This window comes from Amycolatopsis sp. MEPSY49, from assembly GCF_051337345.1.
Lineage (GTDB): Bacteria > Actinomycetota > Actinomycetes > Mycobacteriales > Pseudonocardiaceae > Amycolatopsis.
In genome coordinates, this window is the sequence record NZ_JBDLYJ010000013.1 from 20,399 (window position 1) to 32,431 (window position 12,033).

Below are 12,033 nucleotides of genomic sequence, written 5' to 3' on the forward strand. Positions count from 1 at the left end.
GGTGACGGGCCCGTGACGCCGCGAGGGCGCTGCCGCGACGTGCCGGGTGCCATCCTGCTGCCCCTATGGCTGTGCCCCTCAAGGTCCGCTCGCCGCGGCCGGCGACTCCGGTCGTCTCCGCGGCGGCGGGTCCGCGCGCGGCGGCACCGGGGCCCGTCGCCTCGAAGCCGGTGGCCGGCAACGCCGCCGTCACCGCCGAGATGAGCGGGACGCGGCCCGGGTGGTCCGGGCGGTTGCTCGCCGGGCAGAACGTCGTCGGCAACCAGGCCGTCGCGGCCGCGGCCAAGGCGGGGCCCACCGGCCGCGCACCGCAGCGGCCGGCCAAGCCGGCGCCCGCGAAGAAGGACCCGAAAACCACCGACGACCGAGCTAAGGCCGCCGCAGCCCCCTCAGCGGGGGTGGCCGGCCGTCCGGTCGACGGCGTGCGCCTGGCCGGGCCGTTGCGGCTGGCGCTGCCGTCGTTCGCACGCCGGTTCGACGCCCCGGCCGCGCTGCCGCCGGTCCGCGCTCCCGGCGCCGGTGACCGGGACGCGCTGGCCTCGGCTTCGCGCGCGTTCGCTCGGCTCGTCGACCGCGCTCGGCGCGCCCACGAGGCCCAGCGGTCGCTGCTGGAACGGCTCGGCCGGGCCGCGGTGGACCGCCATGAGCGGGTGGACGGCCGGGCCCGCTCCCGGGTCGCCGCGGCCGAGCACGAGCTGGACGACCTGCGCCTGGACGCGCTGAGCACCGTCGACACCGCGTACGAGGAGGGCACCGCCGGGCTCGGCCTCGCCGTGCGACGGGGCCGCCGGCAGGTGGCCTCCGCCTCCGCGAGCGCGTTGCGCCGGGTGCGGGCCAACGCCGACACCGCGGGCGAGCAGATCACCACGATCGTCAACGACCTGGCGGCGGGCTACACCGACCTGCTGGAGCAGAGCGCGGTGGCGATCACCACGGCGGCCGGGCAGGCGATCGCGGCCGTCCAGGCCTACGGCGCCGCCGCGGCCACGCTCTTCCCCGGCGGGGCGACGCCGTTGGCGGAAGCGGAAAACGAGGCCCGGCGCGCGGCCGTCCCCGGTCTGGCCGACGCGGCCGTGAAGGCGCTCGGAGACGCGTCGAAGACGCAGTCGGACGCCTACCGCGGCCAGATCAAGACGGTGCGCGACCAGTTCGACGCGAGTGAGCTGGCCACCGCGCTGAGAGCGCGTAAGGCCGAGATCGACACGAAGGGCCGCGCCGCGGTGCGGAAGGCCACCAGCACCGCCTACGGCGCGCTCGGCAAGCAGGCGAGGAGCGGCCACGAAGCGCTGCGCCGGATGGCCGGCGAGGCCCGCGAGTCGATCGCCGTGCGGCACCAGGCGGCCCGGGACCGCCTGGTCAACGACGCCAACGCGCTGCTGCACGGCTCGCACGCCCAGGCCGCCGCGGAGCTGACCGGGCTCGGGACGGCCGCGACGACCGGACTGGCCGCGTTCGGCCAGGTGATCACGTCGGTGCGCGACGGGCTGAAGCCGGCGGCGGAGAACGGCGCGGAAAGCCTGCGCCGGACGACGGAAAAGGCCGTCGGCGACACGGGGCCGAAGGTGGACCAGCTCGGCGTCGCGCAGCAGCGCCTGGTGACCCGGGCCGACGCGTCGACCGGCGCGGTGGTGAACGAGGTCGAGCGGACCGCGACGACGGCCTCCGGGCGGGCGCGCGCGGAGTCGGTGGCCGCGCTGCGCGGAACGGGAAGGGCGGCCGCACAAGGGATCGCCGGATTCGTGGGCGGGCACGACGCGTCCTTCGCGGCCACGGCGCGCGGCATCCGGCAGGTCGCGGACGCCTGGGCCATGCCGCTCAAGCAGGTGTTCGGCGCGGCGGTCCGCAAGACGAAGGCGGCGATGACCGCGCCGTTCACCGAGTGGAAGACGACGACGGACGCCGGGCGGGACAAGTACGTCGGCGAGATCTTCACGCCGTACCTGCACCCGGCCGTGAAGCTGGCCGGTGACATCGAAGCGGCCGCCGCCGGGGTGGCGTCGGACCTGGAGAAGCGCGAGTTCGCCCTGGTGGACGCGTTCGATGGCTGGGGCACCGACGAGGCGAAGGTGTCGAAGTCCCTGCGCGGCCTGACACCCACGCAGGCCCGCGCGCTGCGCTGGCTGTACGAATCCGCGCACGGCTCGCTCGACGCGGCGCTGACCGACGAGCTCAGCGGCGACGAACTCGAATCCGCGCGGGCCTACCTGCGGGGTGACCAGGCCGCGGGCGCCGCGGCCGAGCTGCGGGCGTCCACCCACTGGTACAACGACGACGAAGCGCGCATCGAGGAGCTGATGCGCAACCTCAAGCCCGAAGAGCTCGAGAAGCTCAAGGGCAGCAAGGAAGGCGCGGACGCGCTCGCCGAGGTGCGCGACAGCCTCGGCGGCACCGACCTGAAGGTGTTCGACGCGCTCGCGGCGGGCAACCAGAACCTCGCGGACGCGTTCCGGATGAAGGACCGGATCGACGACGCGCGCCGCGCCGGCGACCTCGACGCGCTGCACGACACCCTCATCGAGTACGGCAAGGCCCCGGCCGAGCGCGGCCGCGCCCAGGCCACCGCGGACGAGCGCCGGGTGGCGGTGCAGCAGGAGCTCGCGGGCATCATCGCCGGCACGGGCAAGGTCGCGCCGCAGCAGGCCGCCGCCGCGGTCGAGAAGTACGCGCTCGCGCCGATCCAGGTGACCGTGACCGACGCCGAGGGCGGCTCGACGGTCGAGACGCGGGAGGTCACCGGCGCGAACCGGGACCTCGCCGTCGCGCTCATCCGGGGCGGCGAGAACACCGTGGCGGCGCGCGCGGCCCGGCTCGGCGTCGAGACGCAGCGGCCCGGCGGGCCGAACCTGCTCAAGCTGGACGCCGCGCTCGTCGACCCGCGGCTCAAGCCGGGCGCGAAAGTGCCGGAACAGGACCGGAAAGCCGCGCTGGACGAGCGCAACCAGGTCTTTCGGAAGTACGCCGCCGACTACGGCGGCGCCGCCCAGGCCGGGACGCCCGCGTCCGCGAGGAACTACCTGGAAGGACAGCTCAAAACCGCGTACGGCGACGACAAGGACGCCGCTGAGCTCGCCGTCCGCCTCGCCCACGAGGACTACCCGACCCCGAAGACGGCCGCGCTCGCCCTCAAGTACGCCTCGAAGGGCGCCGGCACCGACGAAGAGCTGATGTTCCGCTTCGTCGAGCGGATGGACCGCGACGAGATCGCCGCGATGCGCGTCGAGTACCGGAGCCTTACCGGTACCGCGCTCGACGACGACCTCGGCACCTTCGGCGGCCAGGGCTGGTTCACCGAGCTTTCCGGCGACGAGCGGCTGCGGATGGAACGGGCGCTGCTCGGCGTGCCGCGCAACGACCGGGAGCGCGCCGAGGTCGCCGCGTTCACCATGCAGCAGCAGCGGGACGAGACAGGGTGGCTCGGCTCGTGGCTGGCCGGCGACAGCATGGCGGACCGGGACCTGGCGTTGGCGCAGTCCCGGCTGACCACCTCGCTGGGCGGCGCGACCGTGCGGGTCGACGACAAGGGCAACCCCGTCTGGACCGACGCGGCGGGCCGCCCGATCGCCGCGGGCGGCGGCCTGTTCGACGAGGACGGCAAGTACACCGGCGCGGATCCGCGGGAGTTCGCGTCCGCCGTGCGGGTGAGCAAGCTGGCGGCCGAGAACTACGCCGCCGCGATCGACCGCTACGCGTCGGTCCTGACCACCGCGGTCATGGTGGTCGGCGCGATCGCCGCCGCCGTGGCCACGGTGGCCACCGGCGGCGCGGCCAGCCCGCTGCTGATCGCCGCCATCGCCGGGCTGACCGGCCTCGGCTCGATGGCCGTGCACAGCGCGGTCAGCGGTGGCCGGTACGGCTGGGAGCAGGCCGCTGTCGACCTCGGCATGACGGCGGTGCAGGCGCTCACCGCCGGCATCGGCCAGCACCTGTCGATCGTGGCGCGCGGCGGCGCCCAGAGCCTGGCCGCCGGGATGACGACGCTGCGATCGGCCGAGGGCCTGGCCCCGACGATGGGCGGCATCACCGGCAGCACGCTGGGCGACCTGCTGGTCATCGGCGGAGCGACCGGCGGCCTGGGCGGCTTCGGCGGCGCGCTGTTGGACGAAGCCACGTGGCGCAAGGGCTTCGGACCGGGCTTCGCGGCACTGCTGGAGGCCACGCTGACCGGCGCGCTCGCGGGCATGGCGAGCACGGTGACGTCCCAGGCGTTCGAGTCCCTGCCGGCCGGCCGCGCCACGACTCTCGGCGACGCGCTCAGCGGCTCACTGGCGGCCCGCACGGCGTTGCGCGGCACGTCGTCGTTCCTCGGCGGCGCGACGGGCAAGGGCGTGGAGCTGGGCATCGGCGCGGCAACAGGCAAGCTCCCCGGCGACGCCGGCGACATCCTCCAGGAGATGGGCAAGGCCGGCCTGGAGTCGGCGGTCCAGGAAAGCGCGGCCGGGCCGCTGGAGAAACCCGCCCGGTTCCGCGGGCCGGCGGAATCGGTCGAGGTGGCCCGCCGGGCGGCGAGGTCGACGCGGACGGACACCGGCGACGTCGCCCCGGGTGCGGTGGCGAACCTGCTCCGGAAACTGCCCAGCCTGCCGGACGATTCGCCGGCCTCGATCCGCGCGCTGGTCGCGACGGTGGTCGACGGCGACGTCGTGCTGGAGCCGGTCGGCGGCCACGACGGCCGGGCCCGGACGACGCGCCCGGTGTACCGGGTGACGGTGGACGGCGAGCCGGCCGGCTACGTCAAGATCGTGCCGGACGGCGCCGAGTTCGCCCAGGAGCTGTCGGCCGCGGACCGGCTCGGCCAGGCCGAGCTGACCGCGTTCGGCGTGCCGGACGTCCTCGCCGTCGCCTCGGTGCCCGGCCCGGAAGGCACCCGCCGCGGCGCGCTGTTCACCGCGGCCGCCCCGGGTGTGTCGGTGGACGCCCTGCTCCGCCGGGTACCCCTGGCCTGGGACCGCGACCGGGCGATGGACGACCTGCGCCGGGCGGTCACCGGCGTCGCCGAGGGTATGGCCGAACTGCACCGCGGCGGCGACCGGCAGGCGTCCCCGGCCTACCTCGCCCCGCACGCCGCCGCGATCCGCGAGCACCTCGCGGAGCTGGCGGCCCGCCGCCCGCTCCTCGAAGAGCTCGGCGTCGACATCGACGGGATCCAGGCCGCGCTGGAGACGACGTTGGCGCGGGCCGCGGCCGACCCCGGCCCGGCCGCCCTGGTCCACGGCGACGCCCACCTGGGCAACTTCCTCTGGGACGCCGACGCCGGCGTGTCGATGATCGACGCCCCGACCCTGCACCAGTCGATGAACGCCGCCGGCGACCCCATCGGTTCGCCGGCCCGGGACGTCTCACTGTTCACCCAGCGCATCGGCCACTTCGGCCGCGAGTTCGGGCTCACCCCGCAGGACATCGGCCTGCTTCGCCAGGACTTCGCCGACGCTTACGCGCGCGGCGGCGGACCGGTCGTGCCCGCGCCGGTGCAGGCCATGTTCGACGCCCGCGCGGCGGCGCACCGGCTGGCCCGGGCCATGACCCGCCTGGAGGAACGGCCCGATCCCCGCCGGGCGCCCGACGTCGGCGCCGCCACCGCCGCCCTGCAGGACGCCCTGGGCCTCGACTCCAGCACGGCGAACCGGCTCGCCGAGCGCTTCGCCGGCCAGCTGCCCGGAACTCCCGACTACCGCCGCACCTGGACCGCGATCGACAACTTCCGCGCCTACATGCTCCGCACCGCCGACCCCGCCGTGCGTGCCCGCTTCGAAACCGAGTACGGCGGCAAGATCCGCGCTCTGCAGTCGGAACAAGCCGAGAAGTTCAAGGCGCTGTGGGACGACCTCTTCCCGCACCAGCGGGACGAGTTCACGCTCTCTCCCGAGAGGAGACGCGCGGCCGGAGAGGAAGTCCGGGGTCTGGCGGCGGAGGCTCGTGAGCTCATGGACCGCCTGGCGGAATTCGCGGCGACGACCGGAGACCCGGCGCTGGCCGAAGGCACCGTGGCGAGGACCGTGGATCTGAAGGGCACGGAGGCCTGGGAGGCTTCGTTCCGGGAGGCCCGGGCCAAGATCGACGACGTCGTCGCCGGTTTCACCTACCACGGCCAGGAGATCGGGTACATCGGCAGCATGAAATCCGGCTTGCGCGGTCCGCACAAGGGACGGACCCGCTTCGACCCGTACGATTTCGACGTCGACCTCTACGTGGTGGTCGACCGGGAGACCTTCGCCGCGGTCGCCGCCGAGCACCCGGATCTGCTGGACACCGAGGGCACGAAGATCATGCCCGATGGCGGAGAACCGGAAGACCTCGTCCGGCTCGGGAAGCGGATAGGCGCAGCGCTCAAGGAGAAATTCCCGCACGTCAAGGGAATCGAGGATTCCACGATCGCGCTCCGCGCGGAGCAGCCCTGGTAAGGTCACCCCGATGTCGAAAGAGTCCGGATGAAACGACAGAAGATCCGTTTCAGCGCCCGAGCGGATACCGACGAGGCGCCGGAGCAGGTCGCCGCGCACGTCGGGCAAGCGCTGGGCTGCACCTTCGTCCGAGGCGAATTCCAACGGCGGCCCGCACAGATCGCGTACGTCTTCGGGGTCAAGATCTCCGCGATCGGCGTTTCCGGTGCCGGCGGCAAGAATGTGGTCAAACTCGTCGGCGAGGTCGCCGAGGAAGGTTTCCTGTACGCGCCGGACGGCAGCGACGACGTCGAATACGACCGGATCGACATCAGCGCCTACGTGGTCGACCTGCTCACCATCCGCACCGGGTTGCGGTGGTACCGGCCCACTCCCGAGGACTACGCCGCCGAACGCAAGGCAAGCCGCGGACTCGACGATTGGCTCGGCGGAGTCGGCGCCGACGAAGAACGGTGATGACCTCGAGCCCGCGGCTGCGGGCGGAAGCCTCGATGGTCGCGCTCCAGGTGCAGCTCGAACCGATCCTCCGGGCGATCGCGGCGGACCGGACCGGCGCCGCGCTACGGGAGCTGCGGCCGCGGGACGCCGACTACGCCAAAGTCTTCGTGCGCGACACCGTGGAACCGGCCCGGCAGCACTACGAACGAAACTGGACCACCGGGATCGGCTTCCGCCGGCCGACGGGCCGTCCGAACCTCCGCGTCCACCTCGCGCCGGCCGGTGCGCTCGCCGATGACAACCCCATGTCGCGGCCCTTCCCCGGTGGCTACCGGTCGGTGGCTGACCTCTTGGTGCCGACGCGGGTGTGGGCCGCCTGGCGGTACCTCTCCCCCGGTCAGTCCGCCGGCCTTTCCTACGACGGCCTGGCCTGGTGCGACGACCACTGGGCGTTCTTCCCCAAGCCCTACCGCGTGCTGACGGTCGGGTAGGTCCATGGACTGGGAACCGTGGCTGCGCAAGTGGAGTGCGGAATGGATCACCACGGCGGAGCCCGGTGAACTCGACCCCGCCGTGACGCGGGACCGGTGGCTCGGCTTCGCGGCCGCGACCGAGGACGAGGTCATCGCGGCCGAGACGCGGCTGGGTGTGCGGTTGCCGCCGTCGTACCGGCAGTTCCTGCTCTGCACCAACGGATGGCGCGACGCCGGCGGGTTCGTCTACCGGATGCGCGACACCACGACGGTCGGCTGGCTGCGCGACCTCGAGCCGTTCTGGGAAGAGTGGGAAGACCTCGACGAGCAGGGACCCGACGGCAACCACTTCACCCGCGGCTTGCTGCTCTCCGAGGAAACCGACGCGGGCATCCTGTTCCTCGACCCCGGCGACGTGGACGGCTCCGGCGAGTGGGCCGCCTACAGCCTGTTCTCCTGGCGCGCCGAACCGCCCACCCGGTTCCCCTCCTTCACCGCGTTGATGGAGGACCTCTACGCCGAGTTCCACCAGATGCGCAAGCCGGCCGGCGAGACGCGCGACGCGTGGGACGCGGAGGTCGAACGAGCCCGGGTCGCCGCGCTCGCCGGTGACGTGGATGCCGCCGGCGAAGTGCTCGAGCGAGCCGAAGATTTCGGCCGTGAGCGGGCGACCGTGCTGCGCGCGCAGCTCCTGCTGTTGTCGCGCCGCTGGTACGAAGCCGGCAGCCTGCTCGGCCGGCTGCTGCACCCGTCCTTCCTGCCGGCGGGGTTCCTCGCCGACCCGCTCTTCACCGAGGAACTGCTGCCGTACCTCTTCGACGACCACCTCCGCGGCGCGCGGCAGGGCCGGATGTCCGTGCTGCGGGGCGCGATGATCGGCGAGCGGCCGGTGATCATGGCCCTGGTCGCCGAAAACGAACCCCGGTTCTCGAGGCCAGGGGAAGGCTTCACCTACGGCAACGAGGAGTTCGACCGGCCGGTGCGCGACGCGCGGGCCGCGCACCCGGACGATCCCGACGCGCTGTGGACCGCGGTCCGGGCCGCGCTGCCGCACTGGCGGCCGCGCACACCGGACCACATCGCCCCGGTCGCCCTGCTCGCCGACCCCGTCCTGGCCGCCGCGATCACCCCGGAGCGCGGCCGCGAACTGCTCACGACGCCTCGGCTCCCGTGAACATGGCCACCATGCTGTGCGGTGCGTCCGCGCCGAGCATGACGTCGTAGATGTCCTCCTCCCCCGCTTCGGCCGCCGCGCGGGGGAACATCGCTTTCTCGTACTCCGCCAGCGCCTTCTCCGCGTCCTCCGGGTGCGCGGCGATCGCCTGCGCGAGTTCGGCGCCGTCCAGCATGGCCAAGTTGGCGCCTTCGCCGTTCGGCGGCATCAGGTGGGCCGCGTCGCCGATCAGCGTCACCCCGGGTACGCGGTCCCAGCGGTGCCCGGCCGGCAGGGTGAACAGGCGGCGCAGCACCGGCGGCACGTCGCTGTCGGTCAGCAACGCCGTCAGCTCCGGGGCCCAGCCGTCGAACTCCCCGGCGACGTCGCCGGCCCAGTCCTCCGGTTTCCGCAGCTGCGCATACGTGTGCAGGGTCCCGCCGCTTTCCCGGTGCACCAGGATTGCCTTGCCCGGCGCCGGCGCGAACATCGATCCCGCGCCGACGGCCTTCGCGGCGGCGGGATGGCGGGTGTCCGCGTCGAACAGGAACGTCTCGACGACGGAAACGCCGACGTAGGAGGGAATCGCGTCCGATACCAGCGGACGGACGCGCGACCAGGCGCCGTCCGCGCCGACGAGCAAGCTCGAGACGACGGTGGTGCCGTCCGCGAAGCTCACCTCGTGGCGGCCTTCGCCGAGGGCCCGGACGCCGGTGGCCTTCCGTCCCCAGTGGACGGTCCCGGGCGGCAGCGAGTCGAGCAGCAGTTGCCGCAGCTCGCCGCGCTGGACCTCGGGACGCTCGCCGGTGCCGTCGTCGGGCCGGTCGAGCAGGACCGTCCCCGTCCGGTCGAGGACGCGGTAGGACTCGCGGCCCGCCAGGACGAGCTCGCGGAATCCGTCCGTCAGGCCGGCCGCATCGAGGGCCGGCTGGCCGTTCCACGGGTGGATGTCGAGCATTCCGCCCTGCCGGCGGGCCGCAGGTGAGGCTTCCGCTTCGTAGACCGTCGCCGGGATGCCGTGGACGTGCAGGACGCGGGCCAGCACCAGGCCGCCGAGTCCGGCTCCGATGATCGTGGTGGTTCGTTGGATCGTCACTCCAATGACGCTACCACGGCTTTGGATCGGCGATCCAACCATGGCATGATGAGCCCATGGCGAAACGACGCACGGACGGGCTGTCCCGCGAGGTGATCGTCAAGGCCGCGGCCGGGCTCCTCGACGACGGCGGCGAGGCCGCGCTGACCTTCCGCGCGCTGACGACGCGGCTGAGCACCGGCTACGGCGCGATCTACCACCACGTGGCGAACAAGAGCGACCTGCTCGCGGCGGCCACCGACGACGTCATCGCGGAGGTCCTGACCGGCGTGGTCACCGACGGGGACGCCCGCGATGCCCTGCGCACCGTGGCCCTGGGCCTGTTCGACGCGATCGACGCCCACCCGTGGGTCGGCGCCCAGCTCTCCCGCGAGCCGTGGCGCCCCGCGCTCCTGGAGATCTACGAGAGCACCGGCCGGCTGCTCGACGCGCTCGGTGTCCCCGAAAGAGCACTGTTCGACGCCGCGGGCGCGCTCGTCAACTACGTCCTCGGCGTCGCCGGGCAGAACGCCGCGAACGCCCGGGTCCTCGCCTACGGCGAAGCGGACCGGACGGCTTTCCTGGCCAAGGTCTCCGCGCAGTGGGCCGAGCTCGACCCGGAGAAATACCCGTTCGTGCACCGGGTTTCCACGCAGCTGCGCGAGCACGACGACCGCGAGCAGTTCCTCGCCGGCGTCGACATCTTCCTGGCCGGGATCGCCACCCTGCGCTGAGCGGCGCGCCGGGAAAATTGCCCACCTCGGGCTTTCCGTCGCGTGCTTCACTGCCCGCATGGTGAAGAAGCTGGCCACCGCGGTGGTTGTCCTCAGTGCCCTCCTCGCCGCTCCCGCGGAAGCGGCGACGAAGTACTACCAGCAGACCGTCACCGGCTCGACCCAGGCGGAGTGCGAGGCCGCCGGGAGCGCCCTCGCCCAGCAGAAGCAGGCCGAAGGGTACCTCGTCACCTGGATCGGGTGCGGTTACTCGAACTTCCGGTGGGCGGGGCTCGTCGGCTGGTCGGACTGACGAACCGGCCCCGGTGCGGCAGCTCGTAAGCCGCCGCACCGGGGTACGGGTCACCAGCCGACGGCGACCACCAGCCACTGCGGGTCGCCGTGGGAGACGAACGACGACTGGGCCGCCACGTCGTCGTACGGGAAGCCGTACGCGAGGTGGTTGATCGCGTGGTCGTGCCAGAACTTCGCGTAGTAGTTCGCCGGGGCCGCCTGGTAGTACCGCGCCGGGTCCTGCCACTGCGACTGCGGCAGGTGCGCCGTGTGCCGGTTCAGTGCCGCGCACATGTCGGGGTTCCCGGCCAGCGAACCGGCGCAGCCGGTGATGTTCGACGTCGGCTCGTTGACGCCGACCGACTGCGCGTAGGCGGTGAAGTAGTTCGCGTACTTGCCGCCGGCGCGGAAGTCCGGCGCGCTGCCCGGGGCCGGGATCCGGTACGGCGCGTTCACCGTCGCCAGGCCCTTGAACTCCGTCGGCACCTCGGACTGGAACTTGGCGAAGGTGGCCGACCGGTCCTCCTGGAAGGTCTGGTAGTCCTCGCCCACCTGGACGTCGTAGCCGTCGTGGGCGTGCAGCCGCATGGCCAGCTTCAGCGCGAACGCGTCGACCCGGGTGGTGTTGCCGTTGAAGACGTCCGGCCCGACGGTGAACTCGATGAAGTCGGCGTACTGGCTGTTCGGCGTGCCCAGGTAGAAGTACATCCGCCCGGCCGAGTTGGCCGGCATGTCGATGTAGGGCTGTTCGGCGATCGAGTGCGTCTGGCCGCCGAAGTTCCAGTACACCTGGCTGTCCGGGTACTTGCCGTTGGTGCGGTTGAGCACCTTCACGGTGAGCACGTTGCGCGCGGCCGGGATGCTCGCCGTGTCACCCCAGAACGAGTCCGGCGGGGTGCCCGCGCCGGGCTGCGTCGTCCCGCCGCCGGTGCCGAACACCTGGAACTCCCACAGCGAGACGCCGTACGGGGTGGCCCGCGCGGTCGTGGCGAGCCGGACGTACCGGCCGGAGCCGGTCACGTTCAGCGTCTGCGTGCCGCCGGTGCCGGTGGTCGTCTGGTACACAGTGGACCACGCGGAACCGTTGGCGGACAGCTGGATCTGGTACGCGGTCGCGTAGGCGGCTTCCCAGCGGAGCACGACCTGGCTGACGGTCGCCGCGCCGCCGAGGTCGACCTGGATCCACTGTGGATCGTTGAACTGCGACGACCAGCGGGTGGCGGTGTTGCCGTCCACCGCGGCGCTCGCGGGGGTGCCGGCGTTCTCCACCGACGACGCCGTGGCGGCTTTGCCTTGGGAGATCAAGGGGTCCGCCGCGGACGCCGAGGGGGCGGCGAGCCCGAGGACGGCGACCGCGAGGGCCGCCGCGAGGGTCGCCAAGCGGGTACCGGGGCCGCGGCGACGGCGCCGCGGCAGGACGTTCGAGGGCATGGTTCCTCCCTGGCCGGGGAAGCGGGCGGAGCCGCCGCCGGTCAGGGGACGGCGCGCT

8 protein-coding genes are annotated in these 12,033 nt (G+C 73.1%); 6 read left to right on the plus strand and 2 right to left on the minus strand.

Annotated elements, in window-relative coordinates; translation table 11 throughout:
* Positions 1-65: 65 nt before the first annotated feature.
* From ABFJ78_RS39750 to ABFJ78_RS39765, 4 genes are read left to right on the plus strand one after another with little or no spacing between them, the layout of a single operon-like run.
* Positions 66-6,398, plus strand: coding sequence for a phosphotransferase (locus ABFJ78_RS39750; protein WP_436392626.1), 6,333 nt, complete (start codon positions 66-68; stop codon positions 6,396-6,398).
* Positions 6,399-6,425: 27 nt separating this feature from the next.
* Positions 6,426-6,854, plus strand: a complete 429-nt coding sequence (locus tag ABFJ78_RS39755; protein ID WP_436392628.1) for a hypothetical protein — start codon at positions 6,426-6,428, stop codon at positions 6,852-6,854.
* Positions 6,854-7,327, plus strand: a complete 474-nt coding sequence (locus tag ABFJ78_RS39760; protein WP_436392629.1) for a hypothetical protein — start codon at positions 6,854-6,856, stop codon at positions 7,325-7,327. Before ABFJ78_RS39755 ends, ABFJ78_RS39760 begins: the two co-directional genes overlap by 1 nt.
* Before the next feature lie 4 nt (positions 7,328-7,331).
* Entirely contained in the window at positions 7,332-8,483 is a 1,152-nt protein-coding gene (locus ABFJ78_RS39765) for an SMI1/KNR4 family protein (RefSeq protein WP_436392630.1), read from the plus strand.
* Here the strand turns inward: ABFJ78_RS39765 and ABFJ78_RS39770 are convergent.
* Entirely contained in the window at positions 8,461-9,552 is a 1,092-nt protein-coding gene (locus ABFJ78_RS39770) for an FAD-dependent oxidoreductase (protein WP_436392853.1), read from the minus strand. The genes ABFJ78_RS39765 and ABFJ78_RS39770 overlap by 23 nt on opposite strands.
* 62 nt (positions 9,553-9,614) lie before the next feature.
* Here ABFJ78_RS39770 and ABFJ78_RS39775 point away from each other — a divergent pair, with 62 nt between their 5' ends.
* Both ABFJ78_RS39775 and ABFJ78_RS39780 read left to right on the plus strand, forming a co-directional pair.
* The gene (locus tag ABFJ78_RS39775; RefSeq protein WP_436392631.1) at positions 9,615-10,271 is read left to right on the plus strand and encodes a TetR/AcrR family transcriptional regulator; all 657 of its coding nucleotides are present in this window, start codon (positions 9,615-9,617) and stop codon (positions 10,269-10,271) included.
* A 58-nt stretch (positions 10,272-10,329) separates the two neighbouring features.
* On the plus strand, positions 10,330-10,563 hold the full coding sequence (locus ABFJ78_RS39780) for a hypothetical protein (RefSeq protein ID WP_436392632.1): 234 nt from the start codon (positions 10,330-10,332) through the stop codon (positions 10,561-10,563).
* A 50-nt stretch (positions 10,564-10,613) separates the two neighbouring features.
* Here ABFJ78_RS39780 and ABFJ78_RS39785 read toward each other — a convergent pair whose 3' ends face one another.
* The gene (locus tag ABFJ78_RS39785; protein WP_436392633.1) at positions 10,614-11,975 is read right to left on the minus strand and encodes a beta-1,3-glucanase family protein; all 1,362 of its coding nucleotides are present in this window, start codon (positions 11,973-11,975) and stop codon (positions 10,614-10,616) included.
* Positions 11,976-12,033 lie beyond the last annotated feature (58 nt).

Excerpts from the sequence above, each read along its gene's own strand:
- ABFJ78_RS39750 (WP_436392626.1), top strand. The coding sequence starts at position 66 with ATGGCTGTGCCCCTCAAGGTCCGCTCGCCGCGGCCGGCGACTCCGGTC.
- ABFJ78_RS39755 (WP_436392628.1), top strand. The coding sequence starts at position 6,426 with ATGAAACGACAGAAGATCCGTTTCAGCGCCCGAGCGGATACCGACGAG.
- ABFJ78_RS39760 (WP_436392629.1), top strand. The coding sequence starts at position 6,854 with ATGACCTCGAGCCCGCGGCTGCGGGCGGAAGCCTCGATGGTCGCGCTC.
- ABFJ78_RS39765 (WP_436392630.1), top strand. The coding sequence starts at position 7,332 with ATGGACTGGGAACCGTGGCTGCGCAAGTGGAGTGCGGAATGGATCACC.
- ABFJ78_RS39775 (WP_436392631.1), top strand. The coding sequence starts at position 9,615 with ATGGCGAAACGACGCACGGACGGGCTGTCCCGCGAGGTGATCGTCAAG.
- ABFJ78_RS39780 (WP_436392632.1), top strand. The coding sequence starts at position 10,330 with ATGGTGAAGAAGCTGGCCACCGCGGTGGTTGTCCTCAGTGCCCTCCTC.
- ABFJ78_RS39785 (WP_436392633.1), bottom strand. The coding sequence starts at position 11,975 with ATGCCCTCGAACGTCCTGCCGCGGCGCCGTCGCCGCGGCCCCGGTACC.